The sequence below is a fragment of the Streptomyces sp. NPDC047315 genome, assembly GCF_040643215.1.
GTDB lineage: Bacteria > Actinomycetota > Actinomycetes > Streptomycetales > Streptomycetaceae > Streptomyces.
This window is the reverse complement of record NZ_JBEYTZ010000010.1, coordinates 78,004-95,950: the sequence shown is the minus strand read 5'-3', so window position 1 is coordinate 95,950 and position 17,947 is coordinate 78,004. Positions and strand designations below refer to the sequence as shown.

Genomic DNA, 17,947 nt, shown 5'->3' with positions numbered 1-17,947 from the left:
CGTACGGGTGTCAGGCCGTCGACTTCTGCTGTACGGCGGCGTCGGTGGGCTGCGGTTCCACGGCGGCCGGGACGGGGGCTGCCAGTACGGGGGCCGCTACGGTGGCCGGTGCGGGGGCCGGTGCGGGGGCCGGTGCGGGGGCCGGTGCGGGGGCCGGTGCGGGCTCGTCCTCGCCGCGTACGTGCTCGTCCTTGCTTCGTACGTACTCGGCCGCCGGCAGGTTCCGCATCAGCAGCCAGTACCCCAGCCCCGCGACGGTCCCCAGCACGGCGCACGTCGCCCACAGCCACTGCTCCCCCAGCCGGTCGATCATCGTGCCGGCCATCAGCGGCGCGATCAGCGTGGCGACGGGCCAGGTCACGCTGAACACGCCCTGGTAGCGCCCGCGGCCGTGCACCGGCGACAGCCGCACCACCAGACCCGTCTGCGTGGGCGCGTTCACGATCTCCGCGAGGGTCCAGATGAGGACGGTCAGCGCGTAGAAGCCGATCGAGCCGGCGAAGGCGGTGAGCCCGAAGCCGTACCCGACGAGCAGGGACGAGACGACCAGCAGCCGACGCGGGTCGCGGTGCTCGATCAGGTGCGTGATGGGGATCTGGAGGACGACGATGAGCAGTCCGTTCAGGGCCATCACCAGGCCGAAGTCGGCGGGGGACATCCCGTCGGCGCCCATGGCGAGCGGCACACCCGTGTGCCCCTGCATGAAGACCAGCGCGATCAGGAACGACAGTCCGACGACGCCCATGAAGCGCCCGTCGCGCAGCACCGTCCGCAGGCTGACCTCGGCGTCCGCCGCCGCGCCCGCGCCGCCGTCGGCCGTCCGCTCCGGCCGGGACTCCGGCAGCTTGACGAAGATCAGGATCGCGCAGGCCATCGTCATCACGGCCTCGCCCAGGAAGCCGATGAGGTAGCTGTACTCGGCGATGAAGCCGGCGGCGACGGCGGAGATCGCGAAGCCGAGGTTGATGGCCCAGTAGTTGAGGGCGAAGGCGCGGACGCGGTCCTCGGGCGGCACGATGTCCGCCATCATCGCCTGCACGGCGGGCCTGGACGCGGTGGTCGCCGCGCCCACGACGCAGGCGACGGCGGCGATCGCGACCGGGTGCTGCACGAAGCCGAGCACGGCGACGGAGACCGCGGTGGACGACTGCGCGATGAGGAGGGTGGGCCGGCGGCCGAGCCGGTCGGCCATCACGCCGCCGGCGAGGGAGGAGACGATGCCGCCGAGTCCGTAGAGGGAGACGACGAGGCCGGCGTACGCGGCGGAGTGCCCCTTCTCGTTCGTCAGGTACAGCACCAGGAACGTGGAGACGAACGCCCCGAGCCGGTTCACCAACGTGCTCGTCCACAGCCACCAGAAGTCCCGGGGCATCCCCGAGACGCCCGCCCGCACGGCCCGTCTGACCGCCGCGGCGCGCCCTCCCACTACCGACATCCGTCCCCCACCCGTGTAAGTGTCACTGAATACATGTGCACGTTACATAGACCGGGGCTCGGCGACCAGTCATTTGACGGCTCCCGTCAAACGTCCCGGTCTCCCCCGTGGAACGTCCCGGAGCGGAGCCGCGGCCCGGGGTCCATTACGCTCGTACGCATGGCCGACGCACCGTACAAGCTGATCCTCCTCCGCCACGGCGAGAGCGAGTGGAACGCGAAGAACCTGTTCACCGGCTGGGTGGACGTCAACCTCACCGAGAAGGGCGAGAAGGAGGCGGTCCGCGGCGGTGAGCTGTTGAAGGACGCGGGGCTGCTGCCCGACGTGCTCCACACTTCCCTCCAGAAGCGCGCCATCCGCACCGCCCAGCTCGCCCTGGAGGCCGCGGACCGCCACTGGATCCCGGTCCACCGCTCCTGGCGCCTCAACGAGCGGCACTACGGCGCGCTCCAGGGCAAGGACAAGGCGCAGACGCTCGCGGAGTTCGGCGAGGAGCAGTTCATGCTCTGGCGCCGCTCGTACGACACCCCCCCGCCGCCGCTTGAGGACGGCACGGAGTTCTCCCAGAGCGACGACCCGCGCTACGCGACGATCCCGTCCGAGGCGCGCCCGCGCACCGAGTGCCTGAAGGACGTCGTCGACCGGATGCTGCCGTACTGGTACGACGGCATCGTCCCGGACCTCCTCGCCGGCCGCACGGTCCTGATCGCGGCCCACGGCAACTCGCTCCGCGCGCTGGTCAAGCACCTCGACGGCATCTCGGACGCGGACATCGCGGGCCTGAACATCCCCACGGGCATCCCGCTGGCGTACGAACTCGACGCGGACTTCAAGCCCGTGACCCCGGGCGGCAAGTACCTCGACCCGACTGCGGCGGCGGCGGCGATCGAGGCCGTGAAGAACCAGGGCAAGAAGAAGTAAGCAGCACCGGCCAAGCCCCCTCCCTGCGGGTTCCCCGTGGGGAGGGGGCTTGGCTGCACAAGTCCCTTCCTAGAATGCCGAGATGGCCCAACAGAAACTCGGCAAGATCCTCAGCTCGGTGGCGCAGAAGATGCGCGCGGACTTCGAACAGTCCAAGAACTTCCAGCACAACGGGGAAGCCGGGACGTCCCGTGAGGTCCTCATTCAGGAGTTCCTCGCCGGATACCTCCCGGCTCATGTCGAGGCCCTTCACAACGTCGAGGTCATCGCCGAGAACGGCGCCGTCTCACCGCAGTGCGACATCGTGCTCATAGATCGCCACACACCCCCCTTCACCACCCTCAACGGCTATCGGATCATCCCCAACGAGTGCGTGTACGGCACCGTCGAGGTGAAGACCAAGCTCGACAAGGCGCAGCTCGTTGACGCCTGCGGCAAGATCAGCAGGATGCGCGCGCTGCCGAAGACCGCGTACCGGCCCATCGCCGGCACCATCCAGCGCACCACCACGGCGTACGGCACGAAGCACCCCTACTTCCCGACGTCCGGGATGGTCGTCGGCTTCGACGGGCTCCAGCTCGAAACCCTCGGCAACCATCTCGTCGACTGGTGCCGCACCCGGAATCCCGTGGAGTGGCCGGACAGCGTGTGGGTCATCGGCAAGGGGCACCTCCAGTGGGGCGACGCACGGACCCGTGCGTTCTTCAGGTCACCGCAGGCCGGTGCAGCGCTCTTTCAGGTCGACGCGCTGCCCGAGCAGGACATCCTGCTCTCCTTGGCGCTGCACCTCAACATCCACTTCTCCGACGCCTGGATGAATCCGCTCGACCTCATCCCCTACTCCCGCTCCACGCCCTTGGGGAAGACCACCAGGCGGTGGACCATCTGACGGTCCCTAGGACGGCACCGAAGAAAGGCCCTCATCGCCCGCTCCCGGTATTGCGTCGCCGACGAATCGACCGTCGTCTGAGCGGTACACCACCCCAATGTGGTGCCGGTCGAACAGGGAGTACATGTCGGGCGGTGGAGCGTCGGTGAGCAGGATGACGCACCGGGGCTCTCCTACGTGCTCCGGCGTCGTGACGTAGCGGGCGTAGTCCAGGAGCTGTCCGATGGCCATCCGGATGTCCTCCCGGGTGCTGGAGCCCTTCGCCTCGTACAGGACGTGTGTCGTCGCGTCGTACAGATCGGTCCGCAGCGTCGAGGTCAGCCCCTTCACCTTGATCTGAAAGGCGCCGGTCCGATGTCCGGCGCCGTCCAGGAGCGACTTGAACGACTGCGTCAACTCAGCTTCGCGGCGCATCGCCACGGTCGCGGTCGTGGCCGCGCGCAGGCTCATCGTGGTGCGGAAGGTCTCGGAGTCGACGAACGCACCGCTGGTCTCCGCGTTGGGAGCCGGCGCCCGCGATGCCGAGCGCTTCTTACGGCTGCCCTGCTTCGGCAGCGGAAGGGCACCGCTCGTCGCCGGGTCCGCCTGGAAGGAGGCGCCCGTGGCGACGAACGGCACGAACTCCGCGGAGGTCTCGTCGGCCGGGGGGATCATGTCCCGTGCGGCCGGCGCCAGATGGTCCTCTGCAGGGCGCAGCCGGAACACGATGGCGTTTCGCTCCCGGCCATCCTCGCCGTGGCCCCTCCGCCACACGTAAGGCTCGACGGGGTCGACGACGAAGGCGCCCAAATAACGGTGCAACTTGGTCTTGCTCTTGGGCACCTTGCCCACGCAGGTGAAGAGGTGCAGCATCCTCTTCTGCTGCATGTGGTGAAGGACGGCGCGGTTTCCCGCTCCGACCTGACCGTCGAAAGTCTGGTCGCCGCTCTTCCCGGCGCCCGTGTACTCGAAGATCGGGCCCTGCTCGTCCTCTTCGGCCAGCCAGCCGTCGTAGTAACCGTGCTGCTCGCCGACGTCCGGGTCCGAGTACAGCGACACGTGGGCGCCGGAGGGGCAGATGCCACCCTGCGGGTTTCCCCCGAGGACGGGGCGGATCTCCGCGCGCGTACGGACCTCCCCCGGCTCGATCACGTCGGCCCCTTCAGTGCTCGCAGTCATGGTTCGACCCTAGGGCACACCACTGACAGCCGGCCGTGGACAACGCTCCCCCTCTCCGGGGGCTCAAGGTCCGCCCGGAGAAGGGGAGGGGTCACAAGGCCCGTTGGGCCTGGTGGAGGTTGCGGGGGTGGATCGCGGTGGGGGTGCCGTACGCCTCCAGGCGGGTGTGGAGGGGGGCGGCGAAGTCCGGGACGTCGATCTGGTCGAACTCGCGGACGCGGGAGATCGCGACCGTCGCGCTGTAGGGGGCGATGGCGTCGAGTTTGATGAGGCCCGCGCGTTCGTTGGTGACGGTGACGTTCCAGTGGGTGAAGCGCGCGCCGTAGAGGGGGCCGGCGCTCGCGTCGCCGCCGTGGCGGCCGTTGTTGGTGACGGTGATCTCGGTGCGGACGTTGGCGAAGGGCATGCCGCGGTGGGTGTCGAAGGTGCCCATCTCCATCAGGCCGCGGGACCAGACGTTGTAGCTGGACAGGCCCTCCACGTTGATGCCGTGGAGTTGGGTGCCGGGCGGGGCGGGGACCGTGCGGTCCGCGATCGTGAAGTCCTCGACCAGGTTGTCGTGGGCGCCTTCGCGGCAGAAGTACGGGTGGTGGGAGCCGCGGCCCTCGACGCGGGTGCGGCTGAGGGTGCAGGCGGAGGCGGCGACCAGGCCGAAGCCGTTGTCGACGTGGCGGACGGCGACGTCGTCGGCCCAACAGTCGTACGCGCACTGGAAGGTGACGCCGTTGAAGCCCTTGTCGAGCAGGTGCGGGGCCTGCGGGGTCTGCACGGCCTCCAGGGTCAGGCCCTCGACGCCGCTGTCCGTGAGCGGGGTGACGGGGGTGACGAGGCGGGGGTCCCACTCGGGGCGCAGGTCCAGCGGAAGCGGGCGTTCCAGGGTGAGGCGGGCGAGTCGGCCGGCGCGGCGGACGCTGGTGATGCGCACCGGCCATTCGTACGGGACGTAGCTGGTCAACTTGGTCTTGTCGGCCCAGTGGTACGCCTCGGGGCCCGGGCCGCCGCCCGCCATGTGTTCAAGCAGGGTGTGGTCGGCGTCGTCGGCGATGCGCAGCAGGACGAGCCGGCCGGGGCGCAGGTCGCGGGCGTGGTCCGCGCCAGCGTCCGCGTCCGCGTCCGCGTCCGCGGTGACGGTCCAGTCGCCGCGGCGGGCGGGGCGCAGTCTGGCCAGGGTGCGCCACTCGTCGCGCTTGTTGCCCGTCCAGCCTTCGAAGGGCCAGTCCTTCTTCTTGATGGCGTCGGTCAGGCTCGTCCAACGGGCCTCGGGGCAGAGCCAGATGAGCCCGCCGGCCCAGGACCAGGACGACTTGTCGCCGCCGTACCGGCTGCCGTACGGGCCGATGATCTCGGTGAGGTGACGGGTGGCGTGCAGCGTGGTGCGGGTGCTGCCGGCGCCCTTGAGGACGACCTTGTCGTGGCCGATGCGGATGACGTCGTCGATGCGGTACGTGCCGGGCGGGAGGTGGACCGTGCCGCCGCCGCGGCGGCCGAGGTCGGCGACGGCGCGGTTGATGGCCGGGGCCGCGTCGGCGGAGCCGTCGGGGCGGGCGCCGAGGTCGAGGACGTTGATGCGGCGGGCGGGGACGCGGCGGCGGCTGCGGCTGCCGGCGCGTCCGACGTACGGGATCTGGGGGTGGTCGTAGGGGTTGCGCCGGAACTCCCGCCACAAGGGGGACTCCCGGTGCGCGTGCGCGGCGGCCGGGGCTGCCGGCCCGGCGCCCGTCACCGCCGCAGCCGCTACGGCCGTCGCCGCGCCGAGGACCGTACGTCTACCGATGCCGTTGCTGATGCCCCTGTCGGGGCCGTTGCCGGGGGTGGTGTCCATGAGCCCGCCCGCCCTTCCGTCTTTCCACGGATGTGAACGCAGTTCATGTTGACGTCAGCCGTGAGCATGCCACGACAGCGGCGGGCGCGGGAAGGGGTCTGCGTCGTCAGGGACGTACGGTCAGACGTCAGGGGCGTTTGGTCAGATGGGTGAACGCATCGAGATTCCGCGTGGACTCACCGCGCGACACCCGCCACTCGTACTCCTTGCGGATCGCACTGGCGAAGCCGAGCTCCAGCAGGGTGTTGAACGCCCCGTCCGACGCCTCAAGGACCGACCCCAGCAGCCGGTCCAGCTCCTCCGGCGTGATCACGGCGAGCGGCAGCCGGCCGGTGAGATAGATGTCGCCGAGCGGGTCGATCGCGTAACTCACCCCGTACAGCTTCAGGTTCCGCTCCAGCAGCCAGCGGTGCACGGCGGCGTCGTTCTCGTCGGGGTGGCGGATCACGAAAGCGTTCACGGACAGGGAGTGCTCGCCGACGCGCAGCGCGACCGTCGTGGCGAGCTTGCGGGTGCCGGGGAGCGTCACGACGTACGAGCCGGGCTCCGGGCTCTCCCACTCCAGCTCGGCGGCGCGCAGCGTCTGCTCGATGACGGCGGCGGGGGCGGGCTCGGGTACGTCAGACATGGTGCGAGCGTACCCGTCGGCGGTGTTCGGCCATGGCCGACGCGTACACGTCCGCCGTGGCCGCCGCGGAGGCGTCCCAGCCGAAGGACTGGGCGTGCCGGGCCGCCGCAGCGCCCATCCGGGCGGCCAGCGCCGGGTCTTCCAGCAGCCGTTGGAGTCCGTCCGCGTAGTCGACGGGGTCGTGGCCCTGGACGAGGAAGCCGGTGCGGCCGTCCTGGACGGCGACGGGCAGTCCGCCGACGGCCGCGGCCACCACCGGGGTGCCGGTGGCCTGCGCCTCGATCGCGACGAGGCCGAAGGACTCGCTGTACGAGGGCATGACCAGCACCGACGCGGCGCGGAACCAGTCGGCGAGCAGGTCCTGGCCGACGGGCGGGTGGAAGTGGACGACGTCGGCGAGGCCGAGGCGGGCGGCCAGCTTCTGCAGGCCCTCGGGCTTGGCGAGGCCGCTGCCGCTGGGGCCGCCGACTACGGGGACGTACAGCAGGGAACGGAGGGCGGGGGCGCGCTCCAGCAGGATCGCCACGGCGCGCAGGAGGACGTCGGGGGCCTTGAGGGGCTGGATGCGGCCGGCGAAGAGGGGGACGAAGGCGTCGCGGGGGACGCCGAGGCGGTCGCGGGCGGCGATCGCGTCGGCGACGGCGGACGCGGGTCCGTCGGCTGTCCCGCCCGTGCCGGCTGTCCCGCCTGTGCCGGACGCGGCGTCGACGACGGCCGTCGTCGGGCGGAACCGGTCCAGGTTCACCCCCGGGTAGACGACTGCGACCCTGTCCGGGTCGGCGTCGTAGAAGCGGACCAGCTCCCCCGCCTCCTCCGGCGTGTTCGCGATCAGCCGGTCGGCGGCGTTCACGATCTGGGTCTCGCCGATGACCCGCGAGGGCGGCTCGGGCGTGTCGCCTTCGGCGAGCGCGGCGTTCTTGACCTTGGCCATGGTGTGCATGGCGTGGACGAGGGGGACGCGCCAGCGCTCGGCGGCGAGCCAGCCGACGTGGCCGGAGAGCCAGTAGTGGGAGTGGACGAGGTCGTAGTGGCCGGGGCGCTGGCGGGCCCACGCCCGCATCACGCCGTGCGTGAACGCGCAGAGCTGGCCGGGCAGGTCCTCTTTGGCGAGCCCTTCGTACGGGCCGGCGTCCACGTGCCGTACGAGGACCCCCGGCGCCAGCTCCACGGAGTCGGGCAGGCCACCGGCGGTCGCCCGGGTGAAGATCTCGACCTCGATGTTGATCGCCGCGAGCCGTTTGGCCAGCTCGACGATGTAGACGTTCATGCCGCCCGCGTCGCCCGTGCCGGGCTGGTGGAGCGGCGAGGTGTGGACGCTGAGCATCGCGACGCGGCGCGGTCTGCGGTGCGTGCCGGGCAGTCTGAGTCGGGGGGCCAAACCGGTGGAGATGCGGGAGACGTACTGGCTCACGCGAAGACCCTCCTCGTTCCGGGCATGGCGAACGGCGGACGCGCTCGGTCCTCCGCCACCGCACAACAGTGGAGCGGGCCCCTCCATTTCCCTTCGCACGCCACTTTGCCAAATCGTGACCGGGTGGGCACGGTCGGGTACCCCTGGGGCGCGGGGCGCGGGCGCGCCGGGGGCGGCGCGGGTCCTTTTCGCGGAACCCTTCGCGGGGGCGGCGGCAGGCGGGGACTCCGACATGCGAGGGGGGCGGCGGCAGGCGAGGCCCCGGCAGACGGCGGGGGCGGCGCCGGGCGCGCTTACCCTCGATGCATGAGCTCCCGTCCCGTCGGCACCGCCACCCGCGGGACGACGAATCCGAACCGGCTGCGCCGGATGGACCGCTGGATCGCGGCCGTCCACGGGCGCGCGCTGCGCGCCGCCGCGCGCCCGCTGGCCGTGGACCTCGGATACGGCGCCGCCCCCTGGACCGCCGTCGAACTGCTGCGGCGGCTGCGCGCCGGCGCCGACGCGCGCTGCGAGGTCGTCGGCATCGAGATCGACCCGGCGCGGGTCGCGGCGGCCGGGCCGTACGAAGAGGACGGGCTGACCTTCCGGCACGGCGGCTTCGAGGTGCCCGTGGACACGGCACCGATGCTGATCCGGGCCGCGAACGTGCTGCGCCAGTACGAGGAGGACGAGGTCGCGGCCGTGTGGGCGCGGCTGTGCGGACGGCTCGCGCCGGACGGGCTGCTGGTCGAGGGGACGTGCGACGAGATCGGGCGGCGGCACGTCTGGGTCGCGCTCGGGCCCTCGGGACCGCGGACGGTCACCTTCGCGACCCGGCTCGGCTCCCTGGACCGGCCATCCGACCTGGCGGAACGCCTTCCGAAGGCGCTCATCCACCGCAATGTGCCCGGCGAGCCGGTGCACCGCTTCCTGCGGGACTTCGACCGCGCGTGGGCGTCGGCCGCGCCGTACGCGTCGCTGGGCGCCCGACAGCGCTGGATCACGACGGTGCGGGAGTTGGCGCGGGACTGGCCGGTGGTGGACGACCGGCGGCGCTGGCGGCAGGGCGAGATCACGGTGGCGTGGGCGGCGCTCGCGCCCAACGGGTCCGACTGAGGCTCGGCGCGGGGTCCGAGGGATCCGAGTGAGGCCCGGCGCGCCCTCGGCGGCTCCGGCGTGCCCCCCACAAGAGTGAACGTACGTACGAGCGGGAACGCGGAGTGCGATTCGCTCGTCACTGGGGGTGGAGGGCGAGGGGGTGCGGGGAGGCGCACGAGATCCAGGGGGCGGCGCAGGGAGCGGCGCGCGGGCGGCGCGAGGGCGGTTCGGTCGGCCCGTGGCTGCTCGGGCGGTCTTCCGTACGACCCTGTCTCTTTGGCGTCCACCGTGGCACCATCGCCGAAGCGATGAGAAGTTACTGACGGTAAATCAGTTTTCTGGGGAGCTGGAAGAGGGGGAATCGTGAAGCGACGTCACTGTGTCGCCGCGGCGATCGCTCTGGTCTGCGCCGTGACCGCGCTGGCCGCGCCGGGGACGGCCTTCGCCGCGCCAGCCGCACTAGCCGCGCCCGCTGCTCTGGCCGCTCCGGCGGCGCCAGCAGCGCCCGCCGAGCCCGCGCCGCCGGGCGGTGCCCAGCCGCAGAAGACCCTGGAGCAGATAAGGCTGGAGATCGAGGGCCTGTATCACCAGGCGGTCTCCGCGACGGACGCGTACAACCTCGCCGAGGAGCAGGTGCAGCGCCAGTCGACCGAGATCGTCAAGCTCGGTCAGGAGGCGGCGAAGGCACAGGATCGCGTCGAGGACCTCAAGGAGCGGGCCGGCGCCACCGCCCGCGCGCAGTACCGGGGCGGCGGGCTGCCGCCCGAGGCCCAGCTGTTGCTCACCAGCGACCCCCAGCTCTTCCTCGACGGCGCGAGCCGGTTCCGGCAGGGCCAGAAGGCGACGAAGGACCTGCTGCGGGAGATGGAGCAGACCCAGCAGGAGCTGGACTCGTACGCGCGCGACGCCAGCACCCAGTGGCGCAAGCTGGAGGAGAACCGCCTCAAGCAGGCCGGGGCCCGCAAGGAGATAGCCGCGAAGATCTCCGCGGCGGAGAAGATCGAGGCCCGGCTGGAGAAGGAGGAGAAGGAGCGGCTCCTCGTGCTCGAACAGGAAGCGGCACAGCGCGCACAGGCTTCCTGGCTGGCATCCGGCGCCCTCAAGAGCGTCAAGGGCACCGCCACCGCCACCGAGCAGGGCAAGAAGGCGGTTGCGTTCGCCACGGCGCAGGTGGGCAAGCCATACGAGTGGGGCGCGGAGGGCCCGGGCTCGTACGACTGCTCGGGGCTGACGTCGAAGGCGTGGGAGGCAGCCGGGATCACCGTCCCCCGCACCTCGCAGGAGCAGTGGCGACAGCTACCCAAGGTGGACATCGAGGACATGCAGCCGGGCGACCTGATCATTTACCACGCGGACGCGAGCCACGTGGGGATGTACATCGGCGACGGCGCGATAGTGCACTCCCCCCGCCCCGGCCGCACGGTGACGATCACCGGCGCGGGCGCGAACAAGATCCTCGGCGTGGTCCGCCCGGGCGGCTGACGGCCGCGACAGCGACTGACGCCCGGGCCCGGGGCGGCCCCGTGCGACAGTGCCGCGCCTTGGCTGGCGCGCTTGCGCCATGGTGCGTGTGCGGTCATGGCGTCTGCAGCCCGTCTGTGGCTGTTCGCGCAGTTCCGCCCCCTCGGCCCCAGAGGGCCTGGGGGGACCCCCAGCGCCACCTGTTTCGCTGCCCCCGTCATTCGCCTGCGGGCTGGAGATGGAGGTGTTTGGGGCGCTCGGGGTCCCCCCAGGCCCGCAGGGCACAGGTGGGGGTCCCCCACGCCCCTGGGCGTAGGGGGAGGAACTGCGCGACAGGCCCACCACCGGCCAGTGGAGACCAACGCTCCCCAAGGGAAACGGCAGCTACGTCCAGAGACGCAGGAACGCGCGCGGGGCATTGCGGACACGACCTCGGGCCCGAGCTGCCGACCCGCGGCGGGGCCGACCTGCGGCGGGAGGCCCGCGGGCGCCCCTGAGCGGCCAGGGGCGCAGCGGCGTCCGCCGGCCGGGCGCTGGGGCGGCGCGTGTTTCGGCACGGTGTCGCACGGGGTCGCGCGGGCGGTGCACATGGCGGGGCGTGGCGGTGGATCACCCTCCGTGGCGACGGCGTGATGTTCGTCATGACCGGACCGCCAACTGCCGTCCCGTACCGGGCCAATGGGCCCCACTGCGCCCCGATTGCCATTCCGCTCCCGCCACGGCTACCGCTATGGTCCCGGTCTGGCAGGTCGTCGATCGGCGCCTCCCGTCACGCCCTCGGGGGAGGGAAAGGAAACCGACCCATGCCCGTACCCGTACCGCGACAGAGGAACGCCTCCGTCTCGGAGGACAGCGCCGCCGCGGCGTCCGCCGGCGGCACGCCGGACGCGCCCGCCAGCAGCGGGCTCTCCGACGGAGACCTCACGCTCCTCGTGATCGAGGACGACCCCACGGGCACCTTCACCGTCCCCGAGCTGACCGAGTCCGCGGGCGGCACCGCCACGCGCGTGCGCATCCGCACCGCCCGCAACCTCACCGAGGCCGAGCGCCTCCTCACCGACGACGTGCACTGCGTCCTGCTCGACCTCGCGCTCGCCACGGGTTCCGGCTCGGGACCCGGATCGGGACCCGGCGTCCAGGGCGGGGACGACGGGCTCGACACCCTCCGGCACGTCCTGCGGATCGCCACCCGGCAGGCCGTCCTCGCACTGACCACCTCCACCGACGCGCCCCGCGCCGCCGAGGCCGTACGGCTGGGGGCACAGGACCACCTCTTCCGGGACGAGCTCGACGGACGGCTGCTGAGCCGTACGGTGCGCTACGCCGTGGAGCGCAAGCGCGCCGACACCGCGCAGATGAAGCTCGCCGAGTCCCGGCTGCGGGCCGAGGAGAACTCCCGGCTGGAGCGCGGACTGCTGCCCACCCCCCTCCTGGAGGGGGCGGACCTGCGCTTCGCCGCGCGCTACCGCCCCGGCCGCTCCCGCGCGCTGCTCGGCGGCGACTTCTACGACACCGTCCGCACCCCCGACGGCACGGTCCACGCGATGATCGGCGACGTCTGCGGCCACGGCCCGGACGAGGCCGCACTCGGAGTGGAGCTGCGGATCGCCTGGCGGGCCCTGACCTTCGCCGGGCTCTGCGGTGACGAGCTGCTCGCCACGCTCCAGCGGGTCCTGGAGCACGAACGGGAGAGCGAGGAGATCTTCGCGACGCTCTGCACGGTCGACATCGCGCCGGACGGGCGCCGCGCCGGGGTGTGCCTGGCGGGTCACCCGGCGCCGTTGCTCATCCGTGGCAGCCAGGCGACGCAGCTCCTGCCGTACCAGAGCGGGAGCCCGGCGCTCGGGCTGCTGCCGCGGGCCCGCTGGCCGCGCCGTCAGGTCGAGCTGGGCGGTGCGTGGTCCCTGATGATGTACACGGACGGGCTGATCGAAGGCCGTACGGGACCGGGCGAGAAGCAGCGGCTCGGCCAGGAGGGGCTGCAACGGATGATCACGCGACAGCTCTCCGCCGGGCTGGAGGGCGAGGCGCTGCTGGAGTCGGCGGTGGCCCGGGTGCGCAAGCTGAACGGCGGCGAGCTGACCGACGACATGGCCGTCCTGCTGCTGAGCAGGGGCTGAGGGGCTGTCCGAGCAGGGCGCCCGAGCGGGCTCCGGGCGAGCCTGCGTGCAGCGGGCAGGGCCCGAGCGGGCTCCGGGCGGTGAGCGGGGCCCGCGGGGCGCCGGTGGCCGCTACCTACCGCCGTTGTACGGCCCGTACGGACCGTCGCTGCTGGAGCCGCCGCGGCGCTTGCCGCCGCCCGTGACCTGCCGCAGCGCCGGGCGCACGTCCACGAAGAAGACGATCGTGGCGATCAGGCCGATGATCGACAGGAAGAGGATCGGAATCAGCAGGTTCACCAGGACGGTGACGCCCAGGATGATCAGCCAGAAGGGCTTGGTCTTCTTGTCGGCCGCCCGGTAGGCGTCCTCGCGGGCCAGGGCGGCCATGATGAGCGCGACCACCGACGTACCCGTGAAGAGCAGGAAGAGGAAATACGAAAGAGAGGTCTCAAAGCTTTCGCGCAACATGCTGGTGGCACCGCCTAGGTCTGTGGATGGGAGCGCCCTCGCCAGCAACGTTACCTGGCGCGAACGGAGAACGAACCGGACGCCTCAAAGGTGCCCGGCCCGCTCTTGACTACACCCCTGACTACACCCCTGTCGCTCCGCGCTCCTACTTCTCCTTCGCGGGCGGGGTGGTCTTCTTCGGCGCCGCGGGCTTGCGCGCGGCGGGCGCCCGGCGCGGCGCCGGGGTGGTCTTCCGCGCTGCCGGCTTGGGCGCGGCCTTGGGCTCCGTCTGGACCTTGGCCTGGACCTTGGCCTCGGCCTTCGGCTCCGCCTTGGTCGCGGTCTTCGGCGCGGCCTTCGCGTCGACCCTCGCGTCCGCCTTCGCGTCGGCCTTCGGCGCGGTGGCCCTGGCCTGCTGGGTCCGCGGCTGCGCCTTCGGCCGGGCGACCGGCTCGGGCTCGACGGCGACCGCGATCTCGGTGATCTCCTCCGCGGCCTCGCCGCGCCAGGTCCGTACGGTCTGCTCGCCGTGCTCGGCGACCCGCTCGTAGGTCTCGCGGGCCTTCACCGCGTACTCGGCGGCGACGCCGACCCCGCGCAGCGCCAGGTCCTGCGCGGTCTCCCCGAGCTTCTTCAGATCGGTGTCGAACCCGCCGATCACGTCGGTGAACTTCGCCTGGACGGTGGCCTGGGCCTCCTTGGCCTGGTCGGCGACCTTGTCCTGGACGACCTTGGGGTCGGTGTTGCGCAGGTCGTTCAGGTCGTTGCGCAGCCCCTCGAAGCGCCCCGGCGCGTCGGCGGCGATCTGCTCCAGCAGCGCGGGCACCTTGCGGGCCTGCTGCACGGCGAGGTCGGCGGTGCCGGCGGCGAAGTAGAGGGGCGTGGGGTCGCTGAGGTTCTTGCGCAGTTCGCGCAGGTCATCGGTGATGGACATGTGGTGGTCCTCCCGGACGCGTTCAGTCGGTGGTGGTGTCCGTCGCGGCTGGGTCGGCGGCATGCGGGCCCTCCGGGACCTCGAACCCGTTCTCCTTGCGGAAGGACTCGTAGATCTGGAGCAGTACGGCCTTCTGCCGCTCGTTTATGGAGGGGTCGGCCGTGATGACCGCCCTGGTCTCCAGCTCGTCCCGGTCCCGCTCGTCCAGGATCCCGGCGCGCACGTACAGCGTCTCGGCGGAGATCCGCAGCGCCTTCGCGACCTGCTGCAACACCTCCGCGCTCGGCTTGCGCAGCCCGCGCTCGATCTGACTCAGATACGGATTGGACACCCCGGCGGCATCGGCGAGCTGCCGCAACGAGAGCTGGGCGTTGCGCCGCTGCTCGCGCAGGTACTCCCCGAGGTTGCCGACGTTGAGCGATGCCATGCCTCGATCGTGCACCCGGGTGCTAACTATTGCAAGCAAGTGCTTGCAATAGTGTGCCACGCCACTCGCCGCACACCGGCCGGTGCTCTTGGTTGATGTCCGTTCTCAGTAGACGTGGCGAGTGCCAGCGCTTCTGGCGAACGACTTGGCGGAGTCCCGGCGAAGCCAGCCGTCCTGTTGCCCTGCCTCTCTGAAACTCGCGCATTCCCACTCGTTCTCGTTCGTGCTGTCGGATTCTCTTACGTAGCGCCCTGAGCGACCGCCCGCTCTCGCTCCAGTGCCTGGTCAGGGCTCCTGTGCGTCAAAATCCAAGTGCATGTGAGCTGGTTCTCACTCGTATACTCGTGCGAGTTCACGGAGGGGGAAGTGGAGACGGTGAAGCTTGCCGAGGCACTGGCAGAACGTGCGGAGGCGACGCGCCGCGTAGAACAGTTGCGAGCGCGCGTCGTCAGCAGTGCGCGGTACCAGGAGGGGGAGACACCCGCCGAGGATGCCGCCCAGTTGTTGGCTGAGGCCGGTGAGGTGCTGAGCGCCCTGGAAACGTTGATCCGGCGGATCAACCGGACCAACGCCACCGTGGAGATGGGTCCCGACGGCACGCTCACCGATGCCCTCGCACACCGGGATGTCCTGCGGTTGCGTCACTCCATGGTCACCGCGGCGGCGGACGCGGCGGCGGGTAGCAGCGAACGGGGATACGGCCGGCAACTCCGGTCCGAGCTGATGATGCTTTCCGCGCTTCCGGTCGCGGAACTGCGCGGTCAGGCAGATGTCCTCGCGCGGGAGATCCGCGAGGTCGATGTGCGGATCCAGCGCACGAACTGGGAGGTGGATCTGCTGGACTGAGTAGTCCAGCAGGCGGAGACGATGTGGAGCAGGTAGCCGCTTCGGAGGCGTGCACACACCGAGGGCTGGCGGTCTTCCAGCCCACTCCTGGCGCGTGAAGAGCAACGCGGGGGTTCGACTCCCCATCAACAGTGCAGCTCAGCATGGCGTACAGGTAAAGGTGCACATCGCACAGCACATCACCACGTGCAGATCCGAAGCGGTGAGGGCGGGTTCGGGGCTTTCCACATCGCAGCACCATGGACAACGGCGATCTGAGCGCAACGGGGGTGTGCGAATGGCTGATCCGTACATCATTCTGAACGAGCTCGCACAAGAGCTTCGGCCGATGTCACAGGGCATCGAGTGGTTCGAGAGCCTCTCCACTGAAGAGCAGTCCAACACCCTGCGTCTCCTGTCACATTTCTGCATTCAGGCCCGCGCCACCGCCGAGGACGGCCCGGAAAGTATCCGACGCGCCGGACTTCGCGCCACGCACACACCGGCAGTTCTGATCGCACGAGGGCGGATCGACCAGCAACTCGGGAAGATCGCCAGTCTCACCCCGCACGACGAGCGCCTCAAGTCATTCCGGCTACTGATCGCGGTGCTGGCCGTCGCCGACGAACGCCGACGAGTGCGCTTCTGCTCCGACGGTTGCGGCCACGCGTGGCATCGCCTGTCTGTCGACACCCCCGAAGCCTCGGCCTGATCCCTTGAGCTTTCACGCCTACCGAGCCAGTGGCCGGAGGGGAAACATCGCGCTCAGCCTAGGCAGTCTGCGCATCGCCTCGTCTTCGCATCGCACGTCCCACTGCTCGCCGCGCGGCCCTGGATTGCCGCCTACAGCGCCCTGCTCGGCTTCGACGGCTTCATGGAATGCGTCGCCGCAGTCGTCATCCGCGCGGGTGAGTAGTCCGTACGCCTCCATGGCGACGTAGTCGAGAGACTCCCACTCCGGCCAGTCGTCGTTCCAGAGCTCCCGAGGGCGACCCACCAGGCACTGAACCTGGTCAGACGCGACTTCACCGCGAACGGGCCGAACCGGCTGCGGGTCACCGACCTGACCATGATCGCGACCGAGGAGGGCCCGCTGTGGCTGTCCGCGATCCGCGACGCGTTCTCCCGCCGGGTCGTGGCCTGGGAAACCTCCACCAGTCAGCCACCGAACCAGTGAACCTGAAACCACCCCAACCCGCCCTGACCAGCTAGTCAACACCTCCCACACACCGGGGGAACCTCAGAGCGGTCGGCCGCCAAGTTCGCCGTGACGCGGCTGGCATGTGAAGCGGTGGGCTGGGGCTACCGGGTGGTCGGGATGGTGGACCCGGTCCGGATGGCCAATGTCCGCTGGCTGGCGGGGTATCGACACCCTCGGCATGCGACCACCGCGGGGATGGCCGAGCGGCTGATGGCGGTGTTCTCGGTGCCCTCACCGCTGGTGGGCCAGGCGTCACTGTTGGGTGACCCGATTGCGGTGCTACCAGCGGTGTTCCACCTGCTCTGGGCGGGGCGGCTCCGAGCGGACCTGGCCAAGCCACTGACGGACACGACGCTGGTGTCGCGGGCGGGGGCGTGGTGAGCGGACGGACACGCTTTGGCGCTGGACGCCGATGGTTCTGCCACGGCTGGCCATCCTGACGGGCCTTACGCCCGAGACCCTCCGGATGCTGCTACCAGCGATCGCCCGGGTTGAGGCGCGCACCACAGGTCATGTGGTCCGTTATCGTCGGCATCTCTACATCGCCTGCTCACACTGCATGCACCGCCGTGGGATCACCGGGCCAGTCCTCGCCCATCGCCCCGCAGATCTCCAGCTCTGCCGCCGACACGGCATCTGGGTAGACGGCAACCGCCACTACCGCGTCGGTCACCTCCCAGAGCTCGGTACCGCTGAGCACCGACACCGACGGATCGCCCGTCGCTTCCCCGACACCCTGGAAGCAGCGACGAAGGAAGCGCAGCACTTGGTCCGCTCACGGCTCCTGAACAAGAAGCAACTTCATCTGCTCTCACGCTGGAACGACCGCCTCGCCCAGCTTCCTTCAAAGGAAGCCATCTACGGGAACACCATCAGGCGACGCGTCGATGAGCGGGAGTACATCGCCACCTATCCAGAGTTCGTCACGCTGCTGGGCATGCTGGCCGATCCTGCCTGGCGGGCACTACGGCAACCTGGCCGATGGACGAGCCTCAGCCAGCACCGGCGCACCATCGACTCCGTCTACACAGCGGCCGAGCACCGGCTGAACGTCCCCACTCTCCGCGAGAAGCTCCGTTCCCACGCCTTCTCCAACGACCCCCTCTTTCGCTGGACCGACTCCCTGGGACGATCACTGTTGCTGGTGACGCCACTGGGCCGCCCGGCTTCCAACCCGTCCCAGCAGAACTGACAAGGCCCAGGTCA

The 17,947-nt window shown here is 70.7% G+C and carries 16 protein-coding genes and 1 pseudogene; 9 read left to right on the top strand and 8 right to left on the bottom strand.

Annotated features, from left to right (window positions below; translation table 11 throughout):
* Positions 1-10: 10 nt before the first annotated feature.
* Positions 11-1,435 (bottom strand): MFS transporter, encoded by a 1,425-nt coding sequence (locus ABZ842_RS13980; RefSeq protein WP_361536582.1) that lies wholly within the window; start codon positions 1,433-1,435, stop codon positions 11-13.
* 159 nt (positions 1,436-1,594) lie between these two features.
* On the opposite strand from ABZ842_RS13980, the gene ABZ842_RS13975 reads away from it, so the two are divergent.
* Positions 1,595-2,356 carry a phosphoglyceromutase gene (locus ABZ842_RS13975; RefSeq protein WP_361536580.1) on the top strand — a complete coding sequence of 254 codons (762 nt, stop codon included), beginning with the start codon at positions 1,595-1,597 and terminating at the stop codon, positions 2,354-2,356.
* Positions 2,357-2,438: 82 nt separating this feature from the next.
* Entirely contained in the window at positions 2,439-3,245 is an 807-nt protein-coding gene (locus ABZ842_RS13970; protein WP_361536578.1) for a DUF6602 domain-containing protein, read from the top strand.
* Positions 3,246-3,251: 6 nt separating this feature from the next.
* Here the strand turns inward: ABZ842_RS13970 and ABZ842_RS13965 are convergent, their stop codons facing one another.
* The 4 genes from ABZ842_RS13965 to ABZ842_RS13950 form a co-directional block, all read right to left on the bottom strand.
* Positions 3,252-4,403 (bottom strand): hypothetical protein, encoded by a 1,152-nt coding sequence (locus ABZ842_RS13965; RefSeq protein WP_361536576.1) that lies wholly within the window; start codon positions 4,401-4,403, stop codon positions 3,252-3,254.
* Positions 4,404-4,494: 91 nt separating this feature from the next.
* The gene (locus tag ABZ842_RS13960; protein ID WP_361536574.1) at positions 4,495-6,225 is read right to left on the bottom strand and encodes a glycosyl hydrolase family 28-related protein; all 1,731 of its coding nucleotides are present in this window, start codon (positions 6,223-6,225) and stop codon (positions 4,495-4,497) included.
* Between the two features lie 127 nt (positions 6,226-6,352).
* Positions 6,353-6,853, bottom strand: a complete 501-nt coding sequence (locus ABZ842_RS13955) for a YbjN domain-containing protein (protein WP_361536572.1) — start codon at positions 6,851-6,853, stop codon at positions 6,353-6,355.
* Entirely contained in the window at positions 6,846-8,264 is a 1,419-nt protein-coding gene (locus ABZ842_RS13950; RefSeq protein WP_361536570.1) for a glycosyltransferase, read from the bottom strand. Before ABZ842_RS13950 ends, ABZ842_RS13955 begins: the two co-directional genes overlap by 8 nt.
* Before the next feature lie 306 nt (positions 8,265-8,570).
* Between ABZ842_RS13950 and ABZ842_RS13945 the strand changes: the two genes are divergently transcribed.
* The 3 genes from ABZ842_RS13945 to ABZ842_RS13935 all read left to right on the top strand — a co-directional run bounded on the left by ABZ842_RS13945 (position 8,571) and on the right by ABZ842_RS13935 (position 12,925).
* Positions 8,571-9,362, top strand: a complete 792-nt coding sequence (locus ABZ842_RS13945; RefSeq protein ID WP_361536568.1) for a class I SAM-dependent methyltransferase — start codon at positions 8,571-8,573, stop codon at positions 9,360-9,362.
* 345 nt (positions 9,363-9,707) lie between these two features.
* A complete protein-coding gene (locus ABZ842_RS13940; protein ID WP_361536566.1) occupies positions 9,708-10,826 on the top strand; it encodes an NlpC/P60 family protein in 1,119 nt (372 codons plus the stop codon).
* A 782-nt stretch (positions 10,827-11,608) separates the two neighbouring features.
* A complete protein-coding gene (locus ABZ842_RS13935) occupies positions 11,609-12,925 on the top strand; it encodes a fused response regulator/phosphatase (RefSeq protein ID WP_361536564.1) in 1,317 nt (438 codons plus the stop codon).
* 111 nt (positions 12,926-13,036) lie between these two features.
* On the opposite strand, the gene ABZ842_RS13930 is transcribed toward ABZ842_RS13935, so the two are convergent.
* The 3 genes from ABZ842_RS13930 to ABZ842_RS13920 all read right to left on the bottom strand — a co-directional run bounded on the left by ABZ842_RS13930 (position 13,037) and on the right by ABZ842_RS13920 (position 14,715).
* On the bottom strand, positions 13,037-13,375 hold the full coding sequence (locus tag ABZ842_RS13930; RefSeq protein ID WP_361536562.1) for a DUF2516 family protein: 339 nt from the start codon (positions 13,373-13,375) through the stop codon (positions 13,037-13,039).
* A 145-nt stretch (positions 13,376-13,520) separates the two neighbouring features.
* Positions 13,521-14,288 carry a hypothetical protein gene (locus tag ABZ842_RS13925; RefSeq protein ID WP_361536560.1) on the bottom strand — a complete coding sequence of 256 codons (768 nt, stop codon included), beginning with the start codon at positions 14,286-14,288 and terminating at the stop codon, positions 13,521-13,523.
* A gap of 22 nt (positions 14,289-14,310) precedes the next feature.
* Positions 14,311-14,715 (bottom strand): helix-turn-helix transcriptional regulator, encoded by a 405-nt coding sequence (locus tag ABZ842_RS13920; protein ID WP_361536558.1) that lies wholly within the window; start codon positions 14,713-14,715, stop codon positions 14,311-14,313.
* Between the two features lie 375 nt (positions 14,716-15,090).
* On the opposite strand from ABZ842_RS13920, the gene ABZ842_RS13915 reads away from it, so the two are divergent.
* The 4 genes and pseudogenes from ABZ842_RS13915 to ABZ842_RS13900 all read left to right on the top strand — a co-directional run bounded on the left by ABZ842_RS13915 (position 15,091) and on the right by ABZ842_RS13900 (position 17,933).
* Positions 15,091-15,561, top strand: coding sequence for a DIP1984 family protein (locus ABZ842_RS13915; RefSeq protein ID WP_361536904.1), 471 nt, complete (start codon positions 15,091-15,093; stop codon positions 15,559-15,561).
* A gap of 277 nt (positions 15,562-15,838) precedes the next feature.
* Positions 15,839-16,252 carry a DUF5958 family protein gene (locus ABZ842_RS13910; protein ID WP_361536556.1) on the top strand — a complete coding sequence of 138 codons (414 nt, stop codon included), beginning with the start codon at positions 15,839-15,841 and terminating at the stop codon, positions 16,250-16,252.
* 537 nt (positions 16,253-16,789) lie between these two features.
* Positions 16,790-17,122 (top strand): annotated as a pseudogene (locus tag ABZ842_RS13905) (TnsA-like heteromeric transposase endonuclease subunit); the annotation flags it as partial.
* A gap of 31 nt (positions 17,123-17,153) precedes the next feature.
* A complete protein-coding gene (locus ABZ842_RS13900; RefSeq protein ID WP_361536554.1) occupies positions 17,154-17,933 on the top strand; it encodes a hypothetical protein in 780 nt (259 codons plus the stop codon).
* Positions 17,934-17,947: the final 14 nt, after the last annotated feature.